Below are 25,527 nucleotides of genomic sequence, written 5' to 3' on the forward strand. Positions count from 1 at the left end.
TGGCCACCAGCGGTGACCTCAACCCGGCCACCTGCGGCTACTTTTGCACGGCCACGGACATGCTGGAGGGAACACCTGACGTCACGGCCAGCCGGCGGCTCAATATGTCGCCTCGAACGTTCAGCAGGCGCGTGGCCGAACTGCTCGAATATCTGGGGGTTCAGACACGTTTTCAGGGAGGTGTGGAGGCGGTGTTGCGGGGTTGGGCGCCGGCGCAGCACGGACGCCCGAGGGGGCGGCAGCCGTTCACAGACAGCTCGGGGAACGTGGTCCGGTCGGCGGGGCGTCTCACCACCGTGCTGCTCGACCCACCGAGACCGATTCCGGTGTCCTCCAGGAGGGTCCGGACCGCAGCAGAGGAAGGGCGGCCGGCTGTTCGCGGACGAACTCGGTGACGACCTGACCCAGCTGCCCCACGCCTTCTTCGGCCACAGCATGGGAGCCTGCATCGCCTACGAGCTCGCCTTGGAGATCCGGCCCCGCGGCCTCCCAGAACCGGCCAGGCTCATCGTCTCCGCGCACCGGGCGCCCCACTGGCCCACCCTTGGTCCCACGCACCACGATCTGCCCAAAGAGGAGTTTCTGGCCAGGCAGAAAGAGTACGGAGGGACACCGGAGGAGGTGTTCTCGGCGTCGGATCTGCTGGACCTTGTGGTGCCGCTGCTCCAGAAGGATTTCGCCCTGTTCGAGCGGTACCGGTGGACGGCGGGCGATCCGCTGGGCTGCCCGGTGACCGTCATGGGTGCGCTGGACGACACGGCGTCAGGGGCAACCGGACATTGTCGGAATCCGGCTGCAGTTCGGTGATCTCCACGGTGCTGTCCTCGAGACGCCGGACCCGCCGTACGCCCAGCAGGGCCGCTCCGTCCAGCACCGAGCCCACCGGTAACGGAAACAGGTTGACCAGGGCCTCCTGGATCAGCTCGCTCACTTGGACGAGGGGGTGCGCCCGGCGGGCACCTGGCGACAGCTGATCGCGGAACACGCCCTCGTGAGCGCAACCCACGAACGTGCGCCGCGACAAAGTGAGGTGGAGCCCGCTTCACCTGGGTGGTTTGACATGATGATCTCGCTCGGTCCACCATCTTCTACCGGCCTGCCAGGACAAGATGGTGACCGAGCGACACACCCGCGGGCGATCCCTGCCAAATCGCAGAGGATGTGTATGGAGTTCCAGGTGCTGGGCCAAGTGGGAGCGACTGTGGGCCATCACCAGGTTGAGATGGGCACACCGAGACAGCGCTGCGTCCTGGCGGTGCTGCTGATCGAGAAGGGCTCGGTCGTCCCGACCGAAAAGCTGATCGAGCGCGTATGGGCACATTCCCCGCCGCGCGAGGCCCGCAGCACCCTGTACAGCTATGTGACCCGTATCCGCGCCGCCATCCAGTCGCGGGGCACTGAGACGGATGGCGCCGAGCTTGTCCGCCACGCGGGAGGCTATGCCCTCCATGTCGCGCCAGAACGAGTCGATCTGCACCGCTTTCGCCAGTTGGTCAAGAAGGGACGCGCCGCCGATGACGAGCGCGGCAGCACGCTGCTACGGAGGGCTCTTGCCCTTTGGCAGACGGACGCGCTCACAGGAGTGTCGGGGATGTGGGCCGAGCGGACACGCGTACAGCTGGACGACGAGCGGATCATGGCGTACCTGCTGTACCAGGACATGCAGCTCAACCTCGGACGGCATGAGGAGCTGCTGCCGGGGCTGCGCGATCTCGTCGCGTCTCACCCCTTCGACGAGAGACTGGCGGCCAGGCTCATGACGGTGCTGGACCGGTGCGGGCGGCAGGCGGAGGCCCTGCGTCTGTACGAGCAGGTCCGCTCCCAGCTCGCCGAGCAACTCGGCGTCGATCCCAGTCCGGAGCTGCGGGAACGGCATCTCGAGCTGTTGTCCTCGGCCTCCACGCCCGCCGCTCTCACACCCCCTGTGCCCCGTGAGCTGCCGCTGCCGCCTACGGGATTCGAGGCCAGGGCTCGCGAACTCGCCGAGCTGAGCCGCATGAACGAGCAGGGCGAGGACGTGATCCTCGCCCTGGTCGGCACCGGCGGCATCGGAAAGACCTACTTGGCCCTGTACTGGGCCCACCAGCACCTGGACCGGTTTCCCGACGGGCAGTTGTACGCCAACCTGCGCGGCTTCAGCCCGACGGGCGAACACCTGTCATCGTCGACCGTGTTGCGGAACTTCCTCGAATCCCTCGGCGTCGAGCCCTCGGCGATGCCTTCCGACGGCGACGCCCAGTCCGCCCTCTACCGCTCGCTCGTCGCGGGGCGGCGCATGCTCGTCGTCCTGGACGACGTCCGTGACGCGGCCGACGTGATACCGCTGCTGCCCGGCAGCCCCGCGTGCACGGTTCTGGTCACCAGCCGCAACAAGCTCACCGGCCTGGCGGTCACTCATGGGGCCCGCACCCTGACCTTGGACGTGTTCACGCCCGACGAAGCACACGGGATGCTCACCCGCAGGATCGGCACCATGCGCGCCGCCGCTGAGGCGGAGACCCTGATGGCCCTGCTGGAGCACTGCGGGGGCCTGCCGCTCGCCATCGGCATCCTGGCCTCCCGGGCCACGGCGCACCCGGAGTTCCCGCTGGCGTTCTTGGCGGAGGAACTGGAAGGGGAATCCAGCCGGCTCGACGCCCTGGACGTCGGCGACTCCAGCACGGACGTACGCGCCGTCTTCGCCTCCTCATACCGCGCCCTGCCCTCCGGCGCGGCGCGCAGCTTCGGGCTCCTGGGCCTGGCACCTAGCTCGAGCATCAGCCTTTCGGCGGCCGCCGCCCTCCTGGCTCTGCCGATCCCGCGCGCCCGCACCGTGCTCCGCACTCTGGAAGCGGCCCACCTGGTTCAGCAGCACGTGCCTCTGCGGTACCGCATGCACGACCTCGTCCGCCTCTACGCGATGGAAGTCGCCGAATGTCACCTGCCGGCGGACACGCACGAGGCGGCCATGCGCCGCCTGATCAGCTTCTACCTGCGCAGCGCGCACACCGCCGACCGCATGCTGTATCCCAACCGCCTGGACATCGAGCTGACGCCTCCTTCGAACGACGGCGCCTCTCTCCCCCCGATAGCGAACACGGCGGAGGCGCTGGCCTGGTTCGATGCCGAATACTCCTGTCTGCTTGCCGCGCACCGGTTCTCCGCGGCCCGCGGCTGGGACACCGCGACCTCGCAGTTGGCATGGACGCTGGACACGTACTGCTGGCGCCGGTGTCACCAAGCGGATCGCGTCGAGATCTGGAAGACCGGGTTCGAGGCTGCGGAACGGCTGGCTGACCCGGTGCACCGCGCCATGGCCCGATGGCGCCTGGGGTTCGCCCGCGGGCACGCCGGAGAGCGAGACGGGGTTATTGATCTGCTGAACGAAGCGTTGGCCCTGTTCACTGAGGCCGGAGACGCCGTGTCGCAGGCCCAGGTTCACCAGTCGCTCGGCTGGGCCCTGTCGCAGCGGGACGAGCACGAACTGTCGCTGCACCACGCCGAGCGCGCCCTGTTCATGTACCAGGCCCTCGGCAACTCGGTCTGGGAGGCCAATGCCCTCAACAGCGTGGCCTGGTGCCTGGCCCAGCTCCACCAGCACGACAAGGCCCTGCTCCACGGCGAGCGGGCCCTCGAACTATTCCGCAAGAGTGACGACCGCGACGGTGAGGCCGCCACCTTGGACAGCATCGGCTACATCGTCCACCACATGGGACGGTACAGGGAAGCCATCGGCTACTACCGCTCGGCCGTACGGCTGCGCAACGTGATCGGCAACGCCGCCCAGGAGCCCGACACCCTGGTCAGGATCGGAGACTCCCATGCGGCCCTGGGGGAGAGCGCCCAAGCCCGGGCCGCGTGGGAGCGTGCGGCCCTCCTCTACCGCGGACAGCACCGCGTCAGGCAGGCCGAGAAGGTCCAGGCCATGCTCGACGCCTCGCCCCGGTGATGCTCTGCGGGCTGCCCTGAGCACGGCGCCGACGGTGTCGATCCATAAGGACGGGCTCAGCCGGCGCGACTCCCGGGCGCGGAGGTCTTTCGCGAAGATCTGTTCGCGAATGGGTGTTGGCGAGTTCACGACAAGTATGCGACTTCACGCGGCACGTTTAACTGCTGTATCTTTCCAAGACGTGACGACGAGCAGTTGTTGCCGTAGTCATCCTACCCGGTGTTCGTGGATCTGCCGGAAGCCGTATTCCGCCAGACGTAATCAGCAAGAAAGAAAACATGCCTGCCGATATCCCGTTCACGTATTACCGACCTTCTACGATCAGGAGCGCCGACCCGCCATCGTTCAGTGGCGCAACGCAGGTGTTGATGAGGAGGGCCTGTATCGGCTCGATTATAAGTAGGAGCCGTCGGAATGGGTGAGAGGGGCGTCGCCGGGTAAGCAGGCGCGGGTAACTGCCAGGAATGCCGGCGCGAGCACGACGGTGGTGACGAGTCGGTGCCGGCCGATCCAACCGCGGACCTGGCAAGGAAGAACCCGATCTCCTCGGGGCGCGTGGCGCTGCGGCGGATGAGCAGCGTGTGGGCATCCTCCGGCGCGGGGTCCTGGCCGCTGACGGCCACCGCGACCGCGCTCCGGTCATACAAAGGCAGACCCTTGCTCCCGGCTGCCGCAAAGACGACATTCCCCCGAATTCCTCTCGGCTGAACCGGGGGATACGTCAAGGCGCCGCATGACGCACTGCCAAACGGTCAGCAACCTGCACGGCCAGAGGAGCGCCGGCCGGCCCCGTCCCCGGCAGATCTCGCATCCAACTCGATGTGATCGTGCTTGTGCCTGTGGCGGATCACGGAAGTGGCCAGACTCAGAGCGCGAAGGCCATTGACGGCTCTGCACACGATCCGCCCGGGATGGGTGGTGCCGGGTGGGAGAAGACCGTCCCCTTCTTTCGTCGCACGACTCACAAGCGCCGTGTGAAACAACAGTCGGCGCTGACGCCACGAATGCGCAACCGAGCTACCCAGGTGAGGAGTGGGGCTTTGGCCGATGCGTTCTTCAACGTCTTGGGTCCGGTACAGGTGTGCCGGACCGATGGTCGACAGGTTCATCTGACCGGCAAGCAGCGTGCCGTGCTCGCCACCCTGCTGGTCAACGCCAACACGCTGGTCACCAAGGAACGGTTGATCGATGCGTTGTGGGAAGATCCTCCACCGTCGGCCATCCCTAACCTCGTGACCTACATCGCCGGGCTCCGCAAGGCGTTGCCGTCCGGCACGCGGCTGGTCACCAAGGAAACGGGATATCTCTTCGAGGCAGATGCCGAGGAAGTGGATCTTCTGCGGTTCGAGCAGGTGATACGGCTGGCACGGAGCAAGGCGGAGGAAGGTGATCTCCACGCGGCCGTTCGCCGGTACGAAGAGGCGCTGTCGATGTGGCGGGGCAAACCCGCCGAAGGCACCAGCCTCGCCGGCCCCATGGCCGCCCGCCTGGCCGAGCTGGAGCATCGGCTGGCCGTGACGCGACTGGCCTGGGCCGAAGTGAAGCTCGCCCTCGGCCAGCCCGCGGACGTCATCGAGAACCTCCGCCTCTTCATCGCCGAACAGCCGCTGCATGAGCGAGCCTGGCACTCGCTCATGCTCGCCCATTCACAAGCGGGACAGCGGGACAGAGCGCTCGAAGTCTTCCAGCACGCCCGCGCCGTACTTGTGGACGAGCTGGGCATCGAACCCGGCGAGGAACTCCAACAGCTCCAGGCGGTCATCCTCGCCGGGCCCACCCGATCGAGTGGGCACACAGCCGAGACGCCGATCTGGCAGTTCCCGTCAGACGTCAAATATTTCAGTGGCCGGGATGCTGAGCTGGCCACGTTGGACCGACTTCTCCCATCCGCAGGCGAAGGGCCGCCGAGCACCGCCACGACCTGCGTGATCAGCGGTGCCGCTGGGATCGGAAAGACCTCTCTCGCCGTGCACTGGGCCCGCCGGGTGCGTGATCTCTTTCCCGACGGTCAGCTGTACGTGGACCTGCAGGGATTCAGCCCAGCTTCCACACCTATGACGGCGACGGAGGCGGTGCGCGAATTGCTGGGACTGCTCCAGCCGCCCCATCACCAGATCCCCTCCTCCTGCGCGGAGCAGATGAGGCTCTTTCGGACCCTGCTGACCGGTCGGCGGGTGCTCATCCTGCTGGACAACGCCCGCGAACCGGATCAAGTGCGTCCGCTGCTGCCCCCATCACCAGGAAGCCTGACCCTGGTGACCAGCCGCAACGTGCTCACCGGCCTGATCGTCGCCAACGGCGCCCATCTGGTGCGGCTGTCGCCACTGTCCGACTCACACTCCGGCGAACTGCTGGCGCGGCGCCTGGGCGAACACCGGATAGCGGCCGAACGCGACATGGTCAACGCCATCATCAAGACCTGCGCCGGACTGCCGCTCGCCCTGGGCATCGTCGCCGCACGAGCCATCGTCAACGACGGCCTTCCCCTCGCCGCGCTGGCCGAAGAACTCCAAACCGAGACCACCCGGCTGGACGCCTTGCAGACCGACGAGCTCAGCACCGACCTGCGTGAGGTGTTCGGCTCCTCCCATCGCGTGCTGACCCCACAGGCCGCCGGCACCTTCGCCCATCTGGGCCTGGCGCCAGGCCCGGACATCAGCCTGCCGGCCGCGGCCAGCCTCATCGGCCAAACGGTGCCTCAGACCCGCATGCTGCTGCGCGGCCTGGAGACCGCCCATCTGCTGCATCAGCACGCTCCCGGCCGCTATCGTACGCACGATCTCGTCCGCCTCTACGCCATCGAACGCGCGGGCCTCGACCTCGGCGCGGACGACCGCAGCGCCGCCGTGCGCCGCCTGGTGGACTTCTACCTGCACACCTCGTACGCCGCCGACCACCTGCTGTCCCCGCACCGCCGCGGCGCCATCGAACTGGACCCGCCCGCCTCCGGCTGCCTGCCCGCCGCCCTGGCCGACGCGGCGGCGGCCCAGGACTGGTTCCGGGCCGAACACCCCTGCCTGCTCGCCACCCAGCGGCTGGCCGCCGAACACGACCTGCACGCCGTCGTCTGGCAACTGGCCTGGACCATCGACACCTACCACCTGGCCCACAACCTGCTCCCGAGCTGCGTCGCGGCCTGGCGCCTGGCGTCCAGCACCGTCGAGCACCTGAACGATCCGGCCGTGCACGCCCTGGTCCACCGATCATTCGGCCGCGCCTGCGCCCGCGCCGGCCGGCACGCGGAGTCCCTGTCCCATTTCGACGACGCTCTGGCCCTGTACGAAGCCTCGGATGACATCGCGGGCCAGGCTCTGGTGCACCATACGCTCGCGGTAACTCAGGGGAACCGGGGCGAGCATGAGCAGACGCTGTTCCACCTGAAACATGCGCTGCAACTGTACAGGGACGTGGACGACGCCCTGGGGGAGGCGAACGTCCTCAATTCCCTGGGCTGGAGCCACGCGTTGCTGGGCGGCTTCGCAGAGGCCATGGGGTACTGCGAGCAGGCGTTGACCCTGCTCCGCCGCCACGGCGATCGTCTCGGCGAGTCGGCGGCGCTCGACAGCCTCGGCTACATCGCCCACCACACAGGGCGGCACGAACAAGCCCTCGACCGCTACCGCCACGCGCTGACGCTGCGGCGCGAATTCGGCCATGTCGGCTTGGAAGCCGACACCCTCACCCATCTCGGCGACACCTATCGTGCGCTCAGCCGGTACGCCGAAGCCGACCGAGCCTGGAGTCAGGCGCTCGCCATCTACCAAGACCAGCACAGCACCGTGAGCATGAGGCGCGTACAAGCCAGGCTCGAGGCCATGCGAGAAGCGTCGTGCGAGCGACCCGAATGAGTCGCACCCCGGGTCAGCTTGTGGGGCTCATAAATAGGGTGCGGCGTCTGTGTGGCATCCATATAGCGGATATATATCGCGTCTCGCTTGTATTTGCCCAGGCAGATTATTTGGCTCGCTTCGAGCCTGGCGTGGTTCGCAGCAGCCGCCTGGCTGGAGTGCCGGAAGGGGAGTGTCAGACAACAGACCCGTAGTATGCGATTCAAGTTTAGATGTTACCCGAGAGTCCTGTGAGACGGGAGTTCAAAGTTGTCCAGTGATGTCCTTGGCACTGCTTCTCGTCCGCGCCGTCAAGACGGAACGCGTGTCCGTCGCGTCGGCGGTCGAGTTGTACTTATTCTTGATTCCGGAGGGCTTGAGCTCAATCAGACCGCAGAATCAGTCTGGATGCTGTGCACGGGTTCTGCATCCGTGGCCGACATCATTTCTCAGATAGCCGAGGAATACGACGCCGATGAGGACGAGATCCGCGCGGACGTCGTAGAACTCTTGGAAGAGCTGGAAGGCCTCGGCGCCCTAGAGATAGCCGCGCCCGCGTAGTTGAGAGTGGCGCGTCATCGATGCATTCCAATAATAGCGGCTTCCTCGCAGTTCTGCTTGGCCCTGACGGTGCCGGCAAAACGACACTCACGGCGCAGATGAAATCGCTTGCACCTGAATGGCGATTCACTTCATTGCAGCCGGAGGACCTGTACCCGATCGAGCGTCTGGAATGTTACAACTGGGCGCTACGGACTCACCCGCGCGAATATGTGAAGCATATGGCGCCCATGGTGCGGGCATCTTTCTTCATGCATATCATCGCGCTCGAGTGGGAGTATCACATCCGTCCGGCTCTGGCCGAGGATCGTATCGTGTTCTGTGATTCATATTGGTATCGGGCCGCGGTCAAGGAATTCATCCACAACCCGACCGCCGCCTCGATGCTGGATGGGATCACAGACATGCTTCCGGAGCCGGATCTGGTCGTCTGGCTCGATGTTCCGCTGGAAGAAGCGTGGCGGCGCAACGGTACGCCCACCGTTTTCGAGGTGGCCGGTGACGAGCCGACCTACCCCGCATTTGCGGACTTCCAGCAGAAGGTCTTGGACGATCTGCACGATCAAGTCAAAGGCATCCCGCAAATGGTATTGGACGGGAGGACGGCCGTTGCGGAACTCGCGCGATCCGCGGTCGACCGCGTCCGCATGGTTGCGGGAAACCAGGGCGCTGACCTGGCGGACAGCCTGAGAATGAGGCGGTAGTGCCTCCCCGCCTCGCTCGGGTCTACCCCCCGCCGCGCCCGACACCTGTGCCTCCCCCCATCTTCACGGTGCGCACCGTCGCGCTGCCGACGGTCGTGACACTTGGGGCGATCGTGTTCTGGGTGGCAGGGGTGCCTGATGTGGCCACCGTGTTGGCCGCTGTGGCGACCGTCTGGGCCATGCAATTGATCGCGCCCGCCATCCGGCGGCGGAGTCTGTCCATGGAAGGCTGGGCGTCGGAGATCTTCTTCGCCGCGCCGTTCGTCTTGTTCTTCCTGCCCTATGTGGCATGGGCCGTGCTCGCCCGCCCGCCGTTGGCTTGGGATTGGACCGGTGCCGTCCTCGCCCTCGTTGCTGCAGGGTCCGTGTACGCCAGCAACTGGCGACAGCTTCGCCTCGGCTTCGACCGGGAGTTGCTCGAGATCATGCCGCCGCTGCACTTCACCACGGCGGCCCTGCGCAGCTACCAGTTGCTGGCCGCGGCGGTCGGGCAGGAATTGTTCTACCGCGGGGTGGTCTTCGAGTTCCTCAGGCCGACCATCGGGTGGGGAGTAGTTGTCGTCTCGACCGTTCTGTTCGTCGTGGAACACCTGGGCAACCGCTGGGCCGGTGCTGTGCTCGACATCGCCTACGTCGTCCGGATCACCATACTCTCCACGATTCTGGCCACGATCATGTTCATGACAGGGTCATTGTGGGCGGCCCTGGTCGGACACGTGATCTACAACCTCTTTCCTGCGGCACAGGTCGCCTGGCGCTATCGCGTCAACCCCTACCGCAGCAGCGGGACATGACGCGGGGGTTGCGCAGCTCAGGCGGAGAAGTCGACCCCGAGGATCTCGGTCGCCGTCTGCTTCGGCCGCGAACCGACCAGGTCTGCCGTCAGGATGAGCAGGTAGGACACAGCCGACCAGTCCCCGTCCGAGCCGGCTCCGGCCGCTTCGAGGGCGTTCGCCCAGGTTAGGAGGATAAATGTAGCCAGTTCGTCCTCGCCGACCACCCACTCGCGGCCGGTGAAGCGATCACGCCATTGGACGTCGGCACCGTTGTCGAACTGTGGATAAACGACCTTGCGGTCGCAGCATCCGTACAGATGGACAGCCGACTCCGCAGCGGCACCGATGAGTGAGCGCAGCACCGGCCGGTCCTTCAACTCGACGAGCGGTGCGACGAGACCATCGGTCCCATACACGGCATGGCACAGGCCGGCGATTGCGGTCTCGTCCGAGCAGCCCCAGCTGCGAAGGAGTTGCTCGGTCCCGACCAAGTGGTCCAGCAAGGAGCGATGATGGAGCTTGATCTCCGCGGTGCCCCGGTCCTTCAAGAACTGTACAACCGCGCTTCTATCGACAACGGTCATGATGAATCGACCCCTCAGATCGCCTGCAAGATGATTTCGTCACCGAATTGGAGACACCGCTGGGTCAGGAATGACACGTCTCCCGGGAGCGTCCCGCCAAGCGCTTCGCATTCAAGGAAACGTTCAGCGAGAGAAGCGTCGCCCGTCAGCAGCCTCTTGAGCTTCTTCCACCGCCACTTGTCGACCCGGGTATTGGTCTCGCCGTGAGCGGCGAGGTACATGTCGACTGCGGCCTCCACTCGTTGCCGGGCGACGAAGTACGCCGAGATGACGTCGCCCTCCTCCAGGAGTCCTTGGGCGTCATCGAACAGGCCGTCGGCCCGGTTTTGGTGGAAACGCATCAGGTACTGGCGGAACTTCGTGAAGTCCACGCTGCTCTGGATCTCGCCGAACCGTTCGGCGTTCGCCAGCGGCACGCCGATGCTCAACCGGTGCACGAACTCCCGAAAGTTGTCGCTCCACGCCGTGGGGTAATCGGTTTCGCCATTGAAAGCCGTGAGGAAGGCATTAAGCGTGACCAGGAGCTCAACAGGGACCACGGTAAGGTCGATTTTGGTCCGGCCCGGCGTGAGGGTCATGTACATCGCCGGCATGCCTGGGCCTGTCACCTGCGGCACGCCGCTCGTGCGACGCGGATCCGAGGTGATGAGGTAGAGGTCGAGGTCAGAGCGCGAATTGGCGAACCCCTCAACCCACGAACCGCTCCAAAAGAACGTCTCATCGCCGTCGAGGTGCACATCCTCGACCAGTTCGGCGACGCTACTGCCGCAGCGCTCCTTCAGGAGGCCGTCGAGAAGGCCGGGAGTCGCTCGTTCCGCGTTCATTATGCATCCTCGTTCTTACAGAAGGTCGCCGACCACCAAAACTCATGGCAATGATCCTGAGCCGAGTAACAAGGTCGTTGTTGCCCGCGGGTCAGCAGTACGGACAGCAGTGTCGCAGTTGTGACAAATGGTAGTCAAGATGTCTTCCGAGATTATCGAAACTGAGACAACGAGGAAGTAGGACTAAGATAGCGGACATAACAGCATGTTTTGCGCAGGGGCGGCGTAGCGCAATTTTGTTGTGCCTTCTTTTGAAGGAGCGTCCGTCCCTCCATCACGTGAGGTTGCATCTTTTGTCAGCATAAACCTGGTCATTCTGATCACATGCATATATGGTTCCAGCCAAGTGTGCCGCACCGGCTGGAATGCCTATTTCGCAGCGGTTCAGAGAAGGATCGTGAGCCATAGATGAGAGGAACTGGCGCGTGTCGGATTCAAGTCTCGACCCCCGTTGGCAGCTCGCCCTGGGTGGCAAGACCTTCATCGTCACCGGCGGCGGGTCCGGCATTGGGCTATGCACGGTCGAGCACCTACTCGCAGCGGGTTCCTCGGTCGTGGCAGTGGACATCAACACCGACTCGGTCAAGAGTCTCGACGGAGACGTCGCGGTGGTGTGCGGTGACGTGTCGCTGCCGGACGTTGCCGACGAGGCCCTCGAACTCGCACTGGTCGGCGGGCAGCTCGACGGCGTGGTGTTCGCGGCCGGCACTTCCTCGACCGGTTCGATGACCGATCTCAGCTTGGATGCCTTCGGCCAGGACCTGGCCCGCAACCTGAGTGTGCACCTGCCGCTTTCGCAGGCCGTTCTGCGGCACCGGGCCGCGCACCAAACCGGCACCCAATGCTCGCTGGTGTACGTGGCGTCCAAGCATGCGGTGGCTCCCAACTCGGGCTTCGGCGGCTATCCGATAGCCAAGGGTGCGGTGCTCCAACTGGCCCGTCTCTTCGCGCTCGAAGGTGCCCGGCTAGGCGTTCGGGCGAACACCATCAATCCCGGTGCGGTCTTCGACGGCTCGAAGTTCTGGGAGGAGGCCCTGTCCGCGGAGAAGGCTCAGTCACACGGTGTCAGTGTCGATGAACTTCCCGACTTCTACGCGAAGCGCACACTCCTGGGCGTGCGAGTGTCCCCGACGGACGTCGCCAACGCGATCATGTTCCTGTTGTCCCCGCTCAGCCGAGCCACCACTGGCGCGATCATCGGCGTCGACGGAGGGCTCCCAGTCAGTTTCGCGCGGTAGGTGATCTCTGGTGCGGGCCTCAGGGGGCACTGCGCGGGCACTCGGACCTGAACGGACGAGCAACCAGGAAGGGAGCACACTCCAGATGACCGCGACCAATGCGATGACCGATCTCCGCACCACGGCGAACCTGGAGCACTACCAGATGCTGGTGGATGGCGTCTGGCGCGACGCCTCCGAAAAGGCGACATTCGATTCCATCAACCCAGCCACTTCTCAGCCCTGGGCTCGCGTACCCGTCGCGAGCGAGCAGGACATCGACGACGCCGTCCAGGCCGCACGCCGGGCCTTCGAGACCGGCGCATGGGCCGCATCGAGCCCGCTTCAACGAGCCACTCTGCTGCGCAAGCTCGGAGACCTCATCAGCGATAACGCCGACGAGCTTGCCCGAGTTCAGGTGCTCGAGAACGGAAGACTTATCCGCGAGGTCGGCGGAAGAGCGAGGGCGCTGGCGAACTACGCCTACTTCTTCGCCGGCGTCGCCGAGAGCCCCACCGGGGAGACGCTCGCCGGCAGCGTGCCCAACATGCAGGTCTTCACGGTCCGCGAACCCATTGGCGTGGTCGCCGCCATCACTCCCTGGAACAGCCCGCTAACGCTCCTGCTCTGGAAGTTGTGCCCGGCGCTCGCCGCCGGCAACACCGTGGTGGTCAAGCCGTCCGAGATCACCCCCGTCTCGACGCTCGTCCTGGCCAGGCTGCTCAGCGAGGCCGGGTTCCCGGACGGCGTCGTCAACGTGGTCACCGGAGCCGGCTCTGCCGGGGCGACCCTGGCCGCACACCCAGGTGTGGACAAGATCGCCTTTACGGGTTCCACAGCGGTCGGAAAGAAGATCGCCAGAACCGCGGCAGACCGCCTCGCCCGTGTCTCGCTCGAGCTCGGGGGCAAGTCGCCTAACATCGTGTTTCCCGATGCCGACCTGGCCAACGCGGTGAACGGCGTCGTCGGAGGCATCTTCACGGCCACTGGGCAGACGTGCATGGCCGGATCCCGGGTTCTGGTGCATACCGACATCTACGACAAGTTCTGTGACGCGTTGATAGCGAGGACGGAGCGTATCAAGATTGGCGACCCTATGGATCCCGACACTGAGATGGGCACCATGGCTTGCCGCGCTCAGTACGACAAGGTTCTGCACTACATCGAAGTGGCCAAGGAAGACGGGGCGCGACTCGCTACCGGCGGCGACCGCCCTGAGGCCCCAGAGCTCGTCGGCGGCCTCTACATCCGCCCGACAGTCTTCACAGACGTCGACAACCACATGCGCATCGCCCGCGAGGAGGTCTTCGGTCCGGTCGCAGTCGCCATCCGCTTCTCCGACGAGGACGACGCCGTCGCCATCGCCAACGACACCCGCTTCGGCCTGGCGGCCGGTGTCTGGACCAATGACCTCGCAAGGGCGCATCGGATGGTCCGACGCCTGCGTGCCGGAACCGTGTGGGTCAACAACTACCGTAGGACCAACCACGTCGCGCCCTTCGGCGGATTCAAGGAGAGCGGCATCGGCCGCGAGAACGGCTTCCACGCGATCGAGGAGTACACCGAGGTGAAGACGGTCTGGATCGACACCGGCAACCAGATCACCGATCCGTTCAGCAGACCCTGACTTCGGCTCATCGACTCTGTCGTGCTGGCCACCCAAGCGGTTTGCGCGTGAGCCACCTCGTCACCGTGTCACGAGGCACGGCCTCACCACCGCCTCCCCGCTCGGCACCGCACCGTCGATCTCGAATGCCGCGGGAGTGCCGTTCCGGCACCAGCATTCCTTCAACGGCGAGTCCAGCCAGATCACCAGGTCAACCTCTGGCAGCAGTAGGAGCCACTCACTACGACGCCACCGGCGTCCAGATACCGGCGCCGACAAGCACAACACGTACAGCAAGAGTGATTGCGTCGACACGTTTTGGGGTTAACAGTGTGCGGAATTGCAGGGGTCGTCAGATGGGGGCAGGACACATCTGATATCCAAACGGTCGAACGCCTCTTATCTGCTTTCGAGCACCGCGGGCCCGATGGACGAGGAATCGTTTCGCGCGGGCCCGGTGCCATCGGTGCCGTTCGTTTGTCGCTCGTGGATGTCGCCGGATCGGACCAGCCGATCTCCTGTCGAGTCAGCGATGTGCATCTCGTGTTCAATGGCGAGATCTATAATCACGCACAACTCCGGAGAGATCTCGAGAGTTTCGGGCACCGTTTCCTGACCGATGGGGACGGGGAGGTGATTTTGGCGTCGTACCTGCACGATGCCGAACACTTCACCGAGCAACTGGACGGGATGTTCGCCTTCGCGATCTGGGATGCACGCCGTGAAACCCTGATAGTCGGCCGCGATCGCATGGGAATCAAGCCCCTTTATGTGTACGCATCTCAAGATCGACTCGTCTTCTCCTCGGAGTTGCGGTCGCTCGTGACAGATCGCCACGTTCCGGTCGATGTGAACCGGGACGCCGTCGCGGACTACTTCACCGTCCGGTTCTCACCGCCGACCTATAGCCCATTGAGCCACGTGCGCAAGATCCAGCCGGGGACAACGGTTGCCTTCGACGGCCGACGCCCATCAGGTCTTGTTCGCGCGTCCCATGAACTCGAATTCCCCACCTTCTCCGGAGAGAAGGAGTCTCGGGAATCGCTGGACCGAGAGCTGCGAGAATCAGTCTTGACAACGCTCGCACCGGACGCGCTGCCCGCGGCGTTCCTCAGTGGCGGGCTCGACTCGGCGACCGTTTCCGCCCTGGCAGCGCAACAGACGGGCGGGATCGCCGCATTCAGCGTCGGGTACGCCGAAAACACCTGGCAGGACGAGACCCGTTACGCCATAGAGATCGCCCGGCATGTCGGTGCCCGGCACGACATCACGCATCTCACGGAGTCGAACGTACAGGAGACTTTCCTGGCGACGCTCCAATCCCTGGACGAACCCATCTACACCCCTGTGTGTCTCAGCACCTACGCCGTCAGCAAAATGGCAGCACGAGATCACAAGGCAGTGCTGGCAGGGGACGGTTCTGACGAGCTTCTGTTGGGCTACGCGCACATGCACGAGGCGCACCAGGCATCGCTTCGAGGCGAGCCCTGGCGCGATGAGTACTGGAACGCACTCGGGTGGTGGACCGACGACGATCGCCGACGTGTCCTGGACGACGACATGCTCAAGCGATGCGCCCCGGACATCTCCCAAGAGCGATTTGGATTCACAAAGCTCGCCGCTGGTGGGGTCGACGCGGCAGAGGCGATCCGCTGGTTCGAAGTCACGGCCAAGCTGCCTGAATACCACCTGCCGCGTGTCGATCGACTGTCCATGGCCCACGGACTCGAAGTACGTGTCCCATTCCTCCGCAACAACGTGGTGGATTGGGCACTTGCGCAGCCGGCTCGAGCGCTGATGATGGGGCGCCCGAAGGAGGTGCTCCGGTCCGTGGCACGAGGGCTCGTCCCAACGAGCATCGTCGATCGTCCGAAGCAGAAGTTCTCCGCTCCCGCGCGGGCTTGGCTCGCCGGACCATTGCGCGACATGACGCTCGACCTGCTCCGCGACGGTGTCGGCGCTGAGGAACTCGGGTTGGAGACCACCGGGCTCGCACTACTCGCCAACGACTTTCACCGTGACCCGGCGGCGAACACCAGGAGCGTTTGGGGAATCGTGGTACTCCTTGCGTGGTACCGATCGCTTCGTGACCATACCCTCCAGGTCCGCAGCGCAGACGCATCCTGAAGGTTGGCCGGAGCTTAGCTTGACGTTTAACCTTTCCTGTTCTGGTGCTCGGTGAGCGTTTCGGCGCACCGGCAGGTAGGGGCAGGCGCGGGCGGAGGTGGCGAAACCCTCGCCGGACGCGAGCAGGGGTCAGTCGTTCGAGTGGAGCAGGACGTTCCCGCGGGCGGCGCAGGTCAGGTGCAAGCGTCCGGGCGAGCCGAAGCTGGGCGTAGGCGATGATGATCAGCCAGGTCCAGCGGTCGGCGGACTGTGGGTCGGCGCTCGGCCCCGCTGACCGGCATGCTCAAGGAGGCCGGCTGCCTGAAAGCCGTCAGCTCGGTGGCGAGGACTCCAGCCTCAAGCCCGAGGTCCTGGCCGAACGCCTGATGCTGGAGATCTACGGGTACGGCACCAATACCGGGACCCGGGCCGCGGCCTCCAGTGGGCACGCCCACAGCGAGGACGACATCCGCTACGTCCGGTGGGGGTGAAGGAACGACCACCGTCGCCTCCGACGTCACCCACGTACGCGCCTGAACGACCGGCAAGAATCTCTGCCCATGACCTCACGGCTCGATGCACTCTTATCCGAGTGGTGCAGCGCGGATGATTAGATGATTCGCCAGGCGGAGTTTTTGAGGGAATAGCCCTTCATCCGCCGAAGCCTCCGTTCTCCGGGCCCCAGCGCCGTTCGAGCGTGCAAGGCGCGGCGATTGTCGACGAGGAGGAGGTCATCTGTGTCCAGTCGCACCTGCACTGCACGCGATTCGGGCTCGGTGACCACCTGGTGGAGCACGGAGAGTGCGTGGAGGTGGATCTCGTCGAGTTCAAATCGCTCTGTCAGCTTCGCCAGGATGTCGCCGCGGTAACGGACGTACCACTCGTCGCCGTCCGCGACAAGTATCGGCACCATCTGAATTCCGTGACCGAAGAGAGGGTCGCGGAGGTAGAACGGGTAGACCTGTTCTCCGAGGGCGGCCACTGCGTCGGCTCCACCGATCGCTCGTACCCGATTCGCCACGTCCGCCGCGCGCACGATGATGGACTCGCCGCCTGAGACGCTGTTCTGCACGCAAGCCAGTCCGAGGACATCGTGGGGCACCGAGAAGAAAGTGGAATCCGTGTGAAGAGGAAACTCAGCGCTGGTGCCCGACACGTCGGCCGAGTCAGGCGAACTCGGAGAGATATCGAAGAACAGAGTGTCGCCGTTTCCAAGAGCAGAGGGGATGGCGACGAGGCCGAGAAAGGCGACGAGTTCGGCATCCTCGCTACAAGGAACGTTCTTCACCAGAACGAAGCCGTTCTCGCGTAGGCTGCGCTGCACTTCCAGCCCAATGGACCGGAGCGACTCGGACTGTCCGGCCTGGGCCCGGAGGGCTTCTAATGACGGGCCATCCAGTGACCACCCCGCCACAACCGACGCCACTTCGCTCAGTTCACGCCGGTCGGCTTCACGGAGGCAGATCTCGTTCAAGATACTTCCCTCACGAGTGGACACTGAATGGACCGCCTGTTCATTCTTTAACACCATGCCTGTCGAACTTAGTCGATGATTACGGCACCCAGGAGGTCGATGTGCCGCACGACAGGCTTCACATAGCGCTTCTTCACTGCCATTCCCTTCTCTCGGCGATCTACGTCGAAATGATCGTAGGTGTATTCCCAACATTTCGTCAAGCACTCGTGTCCAGCTGACCGGATCGGCGACGTGGTCAAGAACTCATCTTTAGAACTCGTCGCGGGCGATAATATGGACGGCCGACATAAAATCACTACATGACAACTACATGGCGGCTCGCCCCTCCGCCGGCCACGACCCTGTAGCATTGTGCGGCCAGGAAATCGAAAGACGCTCCGCCCGAACCGCCACCGGATGGCGGACTTACCGAGGGCTCCTGTTGAACCGTTCCATCATTTGAGAACCAGCGCATCATAAGATTCCCGAACCGCTTCGGTTGCAAAGTCGCCCTTCTCGTTTACAATCTTGGAATCCGCCATGCCTCCCGGTGTCCACCGATGGAAGGGAAGCGCCCATGGGAGTCTTCAGTGAGTTCTCCGGCGACCAGAGAGCGCTGCTGACCCGCACGTTTATCGACCCTGCATTTCGAGAAGCCCTCCGCGATGATGTGTCATCAGCTCTGTGTGCCATCGGAATCGAACCGTCGAGCAAACTCGGCGTATCGATGCGCAAGGAGATCGAAGAGTTCTTCGCCCATGGAGGTGGATCGCGCAGCCTGGATGAACGAGCAACGGTGAGTCTCGATGTCGCCGCGGCGAATCCCACGACACAGGATGCCACCGCGTCACCACGCGTGGCTTTCGTGGTGATGCCGTGGGCAGAGACTCGTTGGGCGTCGATCGGCGTCTCGCTCCTGCAATCCGCCCTCACCGTGAGCAGCATCGCCAGCGACGTCATCTACGCCAACCTGGACTTCGCTGAAACCGTCGGGAACTCCATGTACAACCGCATCGGCACCTCCTCCCCGAAGGTGGCGTTGGTCGGCGAGTGGCTGTTTGCGGAGAGCTCGATCGATGCCACGGACAGCGGCGAGCGGTTCCTGAACGACGTCTTGCTCGACGAGCACGGAGAATTCGCCGACTTCTCCACGATCTTCCAGTTGGGTGAGATCAAGGCGTTGACGGCACCGTTCCTTGATGCCCTGGCCCGCCATGAGGTCTGGGAACGCTATGACCTCGTCGGTCTCACGTCGACCTTCCAGCAGAACGTCGCGGCCCTCGGGTTCGCTCGCCGGCTGAAGCAGCTCCATCCGAACATCACTGTCATCATGGGCGGCGGGAACTGCGAGGGGCCGATGGGGTCGGCGATCCTGCGGAACTTCCCTGCGATCGACTACGTGTTCCGGGGTGAGGCCGAGTGGTTGATCGGTCGGTTCGTGAGCGACTTCCGCGCTGCGGGGGCCCGCCCCGACTGGGTCGAATCGGACCCGTTCTGGAAAGCCCGGGCGGAGGTGCATCCCGGAGGCCGGGCTGTTGTCCTCGCCGGCACGGCCCCCAGCATGGATGACCTGCCGGTGCCGGAGTACCACGATTTCTACGCGCGGCTCCGGACCTCCCGCGCCGGCAGCAGCCTGCCCGTTGACACCGCCGTTCCTCTCGAGACCTCTCGGGGCTGCTGGTGGGGCGAGAAGAAGCACTGCACGTTCTGCGGCTTGAACGGCATGACGATGGCGTTCCGGAGCAAGTCGGCCACGAGAGCCTTTGATGAGCTACGGAGACTGGTCCACGACTACGGGCCGGGCCCGAAGCGCCGGACGAATGTCCTGGTCGTGGACAACATCCTCGACTACCGCTATTTCAAGGACCTCTTGCCGATGATTGCGAAGTCGGATCTGAAGGTGTCCCTGCACTACGAGGTGAAGGCCAACCTCCGCCTTGACCAGCTCATGCTGCTGCGGGACGCGGGCGTCTACCACCTGCAGCCCGGTATCGAGTCGATGAGCAACCGGCTCCTGGAGGCGATGCGTAAGGGGACCACCAGGCTACGGAACTTGCAAACGATGAAGTGGTGCACCGAACTGGGCATCGACGTGTCGTGGAACTATCTCCACGGCTTCCCGGGGGAAACCGATGACGACTACGCGGACCTGCCGCAACTGTTCAGCCTCGTCTCGCACATGTCGCCCCCGGAACACGTCGGCCCGGCACGCGCGGATCGCTTCAGCCCCTTCTACGAGTCGGGCAAGGACTTCGGGATCGTCGAGTTGACGCACGAGACTGCCTACGACCATGTATATGCCGACCTGCCCAGTGCTGAACGCCGCGAAATCGCCTATTTCTTCCGGATGCACTGCGATGAACCGCTCGCGTCAGAGCATGTGCTTGCCGCGCTGACGTCTGCCGCAGAGCGTTGGCGACATGACCACGCCGAGGCGCGGCTAGAAGCGTCCTGGATGGGTGACCACCTACGAGTCATCGATACCCGTCCTGCCCGTCCTCGCCCCGAGACCGAGTTCGACCTCGACGCGATGGCCAGCAGTGTCCTCATCGCGCTCGATCAACTCCGGTCAGCGCAGGCGATCGAGCGAGCCCTGCCCATCCCAGTCCCTTCCACCGAGATCACTGGCGCTCTCGAGCGACTGCTCGATGCCGGTCTCGTTGTACGCGACGACGACAGTTACCTTGCTCTGCCGATCCTCCACCGGCGGCGGCTGCCAAGTTCGAAATCCACTGCCCGCCTCCCCAGGGAACTCCCCATTCTGACCGGCACGACCTGAGAGCCAGCTATCACGGACAAAGCCGCATATGGCGACTTCCGCCCAGCCGACGACATTTGATGGCCGCCCTCATCGTAAGACTCGCTCGGGGAGACGGTGTATCCAGACGGATCGTTCCCGATCTATTCTGCCATTTCAACGCTGGTCAGCACTGCGGCAACGGGCCCTTCATCTCGGCCGGCACGCTTTGCCGGGTACCGGACAGCCTCCACGCTTTGAGGAAATCACAGTGACGGAAACCGCGTTTACCTACCCAAGCGACAGAAGGCCTGGACCCTTCGACCCACCGGACGTGTTCAGCAGGATTCGCGACCAGCATCCTCTCACCCCGATGACGTTCGCGGACGGGCACGAAGGTTGGCTCGCCTCCAGTCACCGCATTGTACGAAAGATTCTCGCGGATGATCGGTTCAGCAACCGGCGGGAGCTGATGCACCTGCCCATCGATCGGAACATCTCCAAGAAGCGGCAGCCATCTGAGCCTGGCATGTTCATTCGCATGGACCCTCCCGAGCACACGCGCTATCGCCGCCTCCTCATCGCTCAGTTCACAGTTCATCGGATCAAGCAACTCGAGCCGAAGATCACCGCGGTGATCCAGGACTGCTTGGACGCCATAGAACGATCTGGCCCACCCGTCGACCTGATCGAAGAGTTCGCAGTTCCCATCCCATCGGCCGTAATATGCGACCTGCTGGGAATACCGGAAAGCGACCGAGGCGACTTCCAGCAGGCGATGGGCGTCGCCGTCGACCTGAACACCAAACAGGACGACCTCATCGAGGCGTTCATCACGATGCAGAGCCTCTTTCCTCCTCTGATCGCCAGCAAGCGAGCACGGCCCACTGACGACTTCTACAGCGATTTGATCAACAACAGCAACCTCACCGACGAGGAGCTCACCAACATCGGCTTCATGCTGTTCGGAGCCGGATTCGAAACCACCGCCAACATGCTGGGGCTTGGCGCCTTCGCCCTCCTCGAGCATCCCGGCCAGGTTGCGGCGCTACGTCATGACCGCTCGCTGATCGACAGCACGGTCGAGGAACTGCTCCGCTACCTCACCATCATTCACATCGGCCCGATGCGGGCGGCCCTGGAGGATGTGGACATTGAAGGGGTCACCATCAGAAAGGGCCAGGTAGTTTGCATGTCTCTGACCGCGGCCAATCGTGATCCCGCGTGCTTCGACGATCCCGAACGCCTCGACATCACTCGGTTCGCTCGGGCAGGCAAGAGAAACATGGGTCATCTCGCCTTCGGTCACGGCATTCATCAGTGCCTCGGCCAGCAGCTGGCCCGCTCCGAAATGCGGCTCGCGTTCCCGGCGCTGTTCGATCGATTCCCTGACCTTCGCCTCGCCCTTCCTCCTGACGAGGTGCCAACAAGGGATGCCATGGTCATTTACGGCGTCCAGCGCTTGCCAGTTATGTGGTGATCCAAAGAGGTGAGTTGCCCTGGGAGTTTGAGGGACAGAATGCGCCCGAGGCATCGATGATGCCGCCTTTCTGGGTTGCCAGGCCTGACGTGGTTGTTCCAGCGCCATATCGATACCACTGAGTCTTTAACCTAACTTCAACCAGGGCCGCGTCCAGGAACTCAGTCTCTGACCCCGGACCTTGAGAGATAGGATCGCATGTGCACTCTTCAGCGGCCGCCGTCGGGTTCTCGGGCCGATGCGAATGATGTCATCGCCTACAGCACAGTCGGAAGGGTGGCGGACTCGCCTACTTGAGTCCGTTGAACTGCAAACGGGTCCTCGGCGGGTGCTGGCTATTTCGACGTTGGTAAATACCGCAGGAAGCGGGCTGTTCGTCACGGCCGGAGCCCTATATTTCACCCGCGTCGTCGGATTATCCGTCATGGAGGTGGGCGGAGGGCTAACGGTCGCTGGGTTCGCCGCTCTTGCCGCAGGAATCCCGGTGGGGAGGATGGCCGATCGTTGGGGGCCTCGTCGACTCTGGGCACTGTTTCTCGTTCTCGAAGCATGCGCCATGGCCGGCTTCCTTTTTGTGAACTCTTTTCCATCTTTCGTTGCCATGGCATGCGTGAGCCAGTTCGCAGCAGCCGCTAGCCAGACCGCGCGAATGCCCGTGTTTCGACGCATCGGCGGCGCCAACGCGACCCGTTTGCGCGCTGTATTACGGTCCCTCGTCAATATTGGCACGAGCTTTGGTGCATTGGCTGCGGGTATCGTCATTGCCGTCGACACGCGCTTCGCCTACACAACTCTTATTCTCGCGAACGCGATCACCTTCGCTTTTAACGTGCTGCTGGTCCTGCTCCTGCCGAGGCTTGAGCCTTTGCGCTCCAAGTCGGAGAAGACGACCGGGGTGGCGCTGCGTGACCGCGCATTCCTGGCGGTTACGGCACTGAACGGCGTACTGGCGCTGCAGGGACCTGTTCTTACCTTCGCGATACCTCTCTGGATCGTCCAACACACAGAGGCGCCACGATCGATAGTCGCAATCTTGATTGTCATCAATACGGTGATGATTGCTCTTCTTCAACTCAATGCGACAAGGGGTATCAACGGGGTAATAGGCGCAGGCAATGCGGCTCGTAGTGCGAGTTTTGGCCTTTTGGTCGCGTTCGCCCTCTTCGGCTGGGCGTCAGCATTCGCGGCCACCATCGCGACTAGTCTCCTTATAATAGGGGTGATCGTGTTGACGTTGGCTGAACTTCGCTATGCGGCCGCTGAATTCGAGCTGAGCTTCGGCCTGGTGCCCGCTCATCTGCAAGGCGAATACAGCGGGGTCTTTGGGCTCGGGCAAGGTTTGGCTGCGTCAGCCGGCCCGTACCTCCTCGCGGTGCTTGTGCTGGGAGCCGGTACGAACGGATGGATTGCCCTCGGCGTTCTGATGGTAGCCGCAGGGCTTCTGGTTCCGCCGGCTGTGGCGTGGGCGGAGCGGACTCGTTCTCATAAACCCGAGGCCGACTCTGAAGCCAATGCATAGATGGGTGACCGCTTCGCACCGTCTGATCAGTGAACGCTTTTCGTGCGCCCAGCAGAGCAAGAGGTGAAGCCGTGACGTAGCGGCTGATCTTGTTGTTCGTAAGCCCGTCGTCGCTTGCCGATGAAAGTCCGGTCCGGGTAGCTGTCAGGAGTGCGCCTGCTGAAGATTCCATCACGTGCAGTTCAAGCGGCATGTGAGTACGCGTGGAGGACGCCGCCGAGCCGGTCTCGTCGGCGTACGTTCAGGTCGATAATTCGCTCGGAGTCCGTGGTCGGGTTTGGGACGGGACGCACTGGGGCTGCTTGGTCTAGGGCTTGATGGGCTCGATGCTGGTTGTAGAAGTGTTCGTATTCGCGCAGGGCGTGCCGCGGGTGGTGTTCGTTCCATGCGAGGCAGCGGTCGAGAAGCTCGTGGCGGCAGGACTGCACCCACCGCTCCATGATCGAGTTCATCCGCGGCATCCGGAGACCAGTGAGCACCGTCTTGATGCCGGCCTCGGCGAGGATCTCGTCCATGAGGGCGGGGAACTTGCCGTCTCTGTCTCGGATCAGAAAGCGCGCCCGGCAGCCCGCACCTTCCAAGTCCATCACGAGATTCCTGATCGCCTAGACGACCCAGCCGGCAGTCGGGTGCGCGGTGGTGCCCAGCACACGAATGCGCCTGGTGGCGTGCTCGATGACGGCCAGGATGTACTGGCGTTGCCCGTTCAGGGTGATGATCTCGATGAAATCGCAGGCAAGCAAGGCGTCGGCTTGGGAGCGCAGGAAGTCGGCCCACGTGGTGGACGCCCGCTGGGGTGCCGGGTCAAGGCCTTCCTGCTTGAGGATCTGCCTGGGGCGTCCGCAAGGCTCCGGCGTTGGTGGATCGGGGTCATATGGCGACGGCCACCGCGTGATCATTCGGAGTTTGTGAAGACAACCAAAGATCGTGCGGTGGCCGCGGGCCACAGCGTAGACCCTGACGGCTGGATGGTTATCTTCAACGAGTTGATGGCCCGGATTGCCGGCCACTTTGGCCGCGTCGAACCACGCCGCACCGCCACCGCCACCGCCTACGTGCGCGGGCTGCTGGCCGACGTCGACCGCAAGAACTGCCGGAACCTGGCCGAACACGCCGGGCTGATCGGCCCGCAGAACTAACCGCTGGTCACGAAGGCCGCGATGTCCTCAACGCGGACGATCTCCCCGCGCGCGCCCCAGTTGCCCTCCGGGATCTCGTTGATGTGCACCCACGCGGTGGTGGCCTGGGTGAACCGTCCCGGATCCGCGTCGGCGTCCGCGAGCACACGCGTGACGCGCCGTACGATGTCACGGCGCTTGTCGTCGTTCAGTGAACCGGCCGGAACCCCTACGCGCACCACGTATCTCGGTTTCTCCCCGGCGGGCAGTTGCCGGCCGCCCACGAACCACGCGTCGATCTCGTTCACCACGAGCCATGAGATGGACCTGGCCGCCTCGGTGTCCGGGGCGCCTTCGGCGATCATCACCTCCGACACCAGTTGCCCGCCGATCTTCTCGCGGCTCTCCTGGTCGAGCGAGCCCTTGGGAACGAACAGCTCCACGAACGGCATCAGTTAGTCCTTTCATTGAACTCTAACCGTCCACAACGTACCCCAGTGAGTTCAATGAATCAACCCACTACACTGGAGCCATGCAACGAACCAGCTTTGCGGAGATGCACTGTTCGATCGGGCAGTCCCTGGAACGCGTCGGCGAGTGGTGGACGCCGCTGATCGTGCGGGACGTCTACCTCGGCCTGCACCGGTTCGACGACATCGCGGAGAACCTCGGCATCTCCCGCAACCTGCTCACCCGCCGGCTCGAGACGCTGGTCGCCGACGGCATCGTGGAGCGCCGGGCGTATCAGGAGCGGCCGTTGCGGCACGCGTACCACCTCACCGAGGCCGGCCGCGAACTCGTGCCGGTGCTGATGTCCCTGATGGCCTGGGGCGACAAATGGGCGACACCGGCGGGCGGTCCGCCGGTACGCCTGACGCACCGCGAATGTGGTGCGGAATTCACGCCGCAGGTCTGCTGCTCGGCGTGCGGGAAACCGGTGACCAGCGCCAACGTGAGGGCGCTGCCCGGTCCTGGCGCCGCCTCCGGACCCGGGACCAGGGTGCTGGCCCGGCGCAGCGGCCTCGTGCCCGAGGAGGTGTAACCCGCGAGATCCCCTGGCCGGCTCAGCAGCAGTCGCTGACCG

At 64.2% G+C, this 25,527-nt stretch carries 21 protein-coding genes and 1 pseudogene; 15 read left to right on the top strand and 7 right to left on the bottom strand.

Features of this window, described 5'->3' with window-relative positions; translation table 11 throughout:
* The first annotated feature begins 180 nt into the window (after positions 1-180).
* Positions 181-807, top strand: a complete 627-nt coding sequence (locus tag ABD844_RS53120; protein ID WP_425568574.1) for a thioesterase II family protein — start codon at positions 181-183, stop codon at positions 805-807.
* Here the strand turns inward: ABD844_RS53120 and ABD844_RS15520 are convergent.
* The gene (locus tag ABD844_RS15520) at positions 737-931 is read right to left on the bottom strand and encodes a hypothetical protein (RefSeq protein ID WP_344877422.1); all 195 of its coding nucleotides are present in this window, start codon (positions 929-931) and stop codon (positions 737-739) included. The genes ABD844_RS53120 and ABD844_RS15520 overlap by 71 nt on opposite strands.
* Before the next feature lie 291 nt (positions 932-1,222).
* Between ABD844_RS15520 and ABD844_RS15525 the strand changes: the two genes are divergently transcribed.
* The 5 genes from ABD844_RS15525 (at position 1,223) to ABD844_RS15545 (ending at position 9,814) form a co-directional block, all read left to right on the top strand.
* Positions 1,223-3,928 (top strand): AfsR/SARP family transcriptional regulator, encoded by a 2,706-nt coding sequence (locus tag ABD844_RS15525; RefSeq protein WP_344877424.1) that lies wholly within the window; start codon positions 1,223-1,225, stop codon positions 3,926-3,928.
* 1,040 nt (positions 3,929-4,968) lie between these two features.
* On the top strand, positions 4,969-7,776 hold the full coding sequence (locus ABD844_RS15530; RefSeq protein WP_344877426.1) for an AfsR/SARP family transcriptional regulator: 2,808 nt from the start codon (positions 4,969-4,971) through the stop codon (positions 7,774-7,776).
* A 249-nt stretch (positions 7,777-8,025) separates the two neighbouring features.
* Entirely contained in the window at positions 8,026-8,316 is a 291-nt protein-coding gene (locus tag ABD844_RS15535) for a PqqD family protein (protein WP_344877428.1), read from the top strand.
* Between the two features lie 20 nt (positions 8,317-8,336).
* Positions 8,337-9,020, top strand: coding sequence for a dTMP kinase (locus ABD844_RS15540; RefSeq protein ID WP_344877430.1), 684 nt, complete (start codon positions 8,337-8,339; stop codon positions 9,018-9,020).
* A gap of 68 nt (positions 9,021-9,088) precedes the next feature.
* Positions 9,089-9,814, top strand: a complete 726-nt coding sequence (locus tag ABD844_RS15545; RefSeq protein WP_344877432.1) for a CPBP family glutamic-type intramembrane protease — start codon at positions 9,089-9,091, stop codon at positions 9,812-9,814.
* A gap of 17 nt (positions 9,815-9,831) precedes the next feature.
* Here the strand turns inward: ABD844_RS15545 and ABD844_RS15550 are convergent, their stop codons facing one another.
* Both ABD844_RS15550 and ABD844_RS15555 read right to left on the bottom strand, forming a co-directional pair.
* Positions 9,832-10,380 carry a DUF6817 domain-containing protein gene (locus tag ABD844_RS15550; RefSeq protein ID WP_344877434.1) on the bottom strand — a complete coding sequence of 183 codons (549 nt, stop codon included), beginning with the start codon at positions 10,378-10,380 and terminating at the stop codon, positions 9,832-9,834.
* Between the two features lie 14 nt (positions 10,381-10,394).
* Entirely contained in the window at positions 10,395-11,204 is an 810-nt protein-coding gene (locus tag ABD844_RS15555) for a hypothetical protein (protein ID WP_344877436.1), read from the bottom strand.
* A 425-nt stretch (positions 11,205-11,629) separates the two neighbouring features.
* Between ABD844_RS15555 and ABD844_RS15560 the strand changes: the two genes are divergently transcribed.
* From ABD844_RS15560 to ABD844_RS15575, 4 genes are all read left to right on the top strand, one after another.
* The gene (locus ABD844_RS15560) at positions 11,630-12,442 is read left to right on the top strand and encodes an SDR family oxidoreductase (RefSeq protein WP_344877438.1); all 813 of its coding nucleotides are present in this window, start codon (positions 11,630-11,632) and stop codon (positions 12,440-12,442) included.
* 85 nt (positions 12,443-12,527) lie between these two features.
* Positions 12,528-14,048, top strand: a complete 1,521-nt coding sequence (locus tag ABD844_RS15565; protein ID WP_344877440.1) for an aldehyde dehydrogenase — start codon at positions 12,528-12,530, stop codon at positions 14,046-14,048.
* Between the two features lie 309 nt (positions 14,049-14,357).
* On the top strand, positions 14,358-16,154 hold the full coding sequence (gene asnB / locus ABD844_RS15570) for an asparagine synthase (glutamine-hydrolyzing) (RefSeq protein WP_344877442.1): 1,797 nt from the start codon (positions 14,358-14,360) through the stop codon (positions 16,152-16,154).
* 215 nt (positions 16,155-16,369) lie between these two features.
* Positions 16,370-16,624: a hypothetical protein gene (locus ABD844_RS15575; protein ID WP_344877444.1), complete on the top strand. Its 255-nt coding sequence runs from the start codon at positions 16,370-16,372 to the stop codon at positions 16,622-16,624.
* Positions 16,625-16,743: 119 nt separating this feature from the next.
* Here ABD844_RS15575 and ABD844_RS15580 read toward each other — a convergent pair whose 3' ends face one another.
* A complete protein-coding gene (locus tag ABD844_RS15580) occupies positions 16,744-17,607 on the bottom strand; it encodes a TauD/TfdA family dioxygenase (RefSeq protein WP_344877446.1) in 864 nt (287 codons plus the stop codon).
* A gap of 559 nt (positions 17,608-18,166) precedes the next feature.
* Here ABD844_RS15580 and ABD844_RS15585 point away from each other — a divergent pair.
* The 3 genes from ABD844_RS15585 (at position 18,167) to ABD844_RS15595 (ending at position 23,325) form a co-directional block, all read left to right on the top strand.
* On the top strand, positions 18,167-20,368 hold the full coding sequence (locus ABD844_RS15585; protein ID WP_344877448.1) for a RiPP maturation radical SAM C-methyltransferase: 2,202 nt from the start codon (positions 18,167-18,169) through the stop codon (positions 20,366-20,368).
* Positions 20,369-20,597: 229 nt separating this feature from the next.
* Positions 20,598-21,806: a cytochrome P450 gene (locus tag ABD844_RS15590; RefSeq protein ID WP_344877450.1), complete on the top strand. Its 1,209-nt coding sequence runs from the start codon at positions 20,598-20,600 to the stop codon at positions 21,804-21,806.
* 247 nt (positions 21,807-22,053) lie between these two features.
* A complete protein-coding gene (locus ABD844_RS15595; RefSeq protein WP_344877486.1) occupies positions 22,054-23,325 on the top strand; it encodes an MFS transporter in 1,272 nt (423 codons plus the stop codon).
* Between the two features lie 182 nt (positions 23,326-23,507).
* Here the strand turns inward: ABD844_RS15595 and ABD844_RS53125 are convergent, their stop codons facing one another.
* Both ABD844_RS53125 and ABD844_RS53130 read right to left on the bottom strand, forming a co-directional pair.
* Entirely contained in the window at positions 23,508-23,912 is a 405-nt protein-coding gene (locus ABD844_RS53125) for an integrase core domain-containing protein (protein ID WP_425568572.1), read from the bottom strand.
* An 18-nt stretch (positions 23,913-23,930) separates the two neighbouring features.
* On the bottom strand, positions 23,931-24,224 hold the full coding sequence (locus ABD844_RS53130) for a hypothetical protein (RefSeq protein ID WP_425568573.1): 294 nt from the start codon (positions 24,222-24,224) through the stop codon (positions 23,931-23,933).
* Between the two features lie 90 nt (positions 24,225-24,314).
* Here ABD844_RS53130 and ABD844_RS15600 point away from each other — a divergent pair.
* Positions 24,315-24,458, top strand: a pseudogene (locus ABD844_RS15600) (IS701 family transposase); the annotation flags it as partial.
* 2 nt (positions 24,459-24,460) lie between these two features.
* Here ABD844_RS15600 and ABD844_RS15605 read toward each other — a convergent pair.
* Positions 24,461-24,895 carry a tautomerase family protein gene (locus ABD844_RS15605; RefSeq protein WP_344877452.1) on the bottom strand — a complete coding sequence of 145 codons (435 nt, stop codon included), beginning with the start codon at positions 24,893-24,895 and terminating at the stop codon, positions 24,461-24,463.
* Positions 24,896-24,975: 80 nt separating this feature from the next.
* Here ABD844_RS15605 and ABD844_RS15610 point away from each other — a divergent pair, with 80 nt between their 5' ends.
* Positions 24,976-25,485, top strand: coding sequence for a winged helix-turn-helix transcriptional regulator (locus ABD844_RS15610; protein ID WP_344877454.1), 510 nt, complete (start codon positions 24,976-24,978; stop codon positions 25,483-25,485).
* The last annotated feature ends 42 nt before the right edge of the window (positions 25,486-25,527 follow it).

The sequence above is a fragment of the Nonomuraea antimicrobica genome, assembly GCF_039536965.1.
Lineage (GTDB): Bacteria > Actinomycetota > Actinomycetes > Streptosporangiales > Streptosporangiaceae > Nonomuraea > Nonomuraea antimicrobica.

Bases quoted from the DNA above. Each gene is read 5' to 3' on its own strand.
- ABD844_RS15585 (WP_344877448.1), top strand. From the start codon at position 18,167: ATGGGAGTCTTCAGTGAGTTCTCCGGCGACCAGAGAGCGCTGCTGACC.
- ABD844_RS15610 (WP_344877454.1), top strand. From the start codon at position 24,976: ATGCAACGAACCAGCTTTGCGGAGATGCACTGTTCGATCGGGCAGTCC.
- ABD844_RS15605 (WP_344877452.1), bottom strand. From the start codon at position 24,895: ATGCCGTTCGTGGAGCTGTTCGTTCCCAAGGGCTCGCTCGACCAGGAG.
- ABD844_RS53125 (WP_425568572.1), bottom strand. From the start codon at position 23,912: ATGGACTTGGAAGGTGCGGGCTGCCGGGCGCGCTTTCTGATCCGAGAC.
- ABD844_RS15540 (WP_344877430.1), top strand. From the start codon at position 8,337: ATGCATTCCAATAATAGCGGCTTCCTCGCAGTTCTGCTTGGCCCTGAC.
- ABD844_RS15525 (WP_344877424.1), top strand. From the start codon at position 1,223: ATGGGCACACCGAGACAGCGCTGCGTCCTGGCGGTGCTGCTGATCGAG.
- ABD844_RS53130 (WP_425568573.1), bottom strand. From the start codon at position 24,224: ATGATCACGCGGTGGCCGTCGCCATATGACCCCGATCCACCAACGCCG.
- ABD844_RS15575 (WP_344877444.1), top strand. From the start codon at position 16,370: ATGATGATCAGCCAGGTCCAGCGGTCGGCGGACTGTGGGTCGGCGCTC.
- ABD844_RS15595 (WP_344877486.1), top strand. From the start codon at position 22,054: ATGTCATCGCCTACAGCACAGTCGGAAGGGTGGCGGACTCGCCTACTT.
- ABD844_RS15565 (WP_344877440.1), top strand. From the start codon at position 12,528: ATGACCGCGACCAATGCGATGACCGATCTCCGCACCACGGCGAACCTG.
- ABD844_RS15555 (WP_344877436.1), bottom strand. From the start codon at position 11,204: ATGAACGCGGAACGAGCGACTCCCGGCCTTCTCGACGGCCTCCTGAAG.
- ABD844_RS15550 (WP_344877434.1), bottom strand. From the start codon at position 10,380: ATGACCGTTGTCGATAGAAGCGCGGTTGTACAGTTCTTGAAGGACCGG.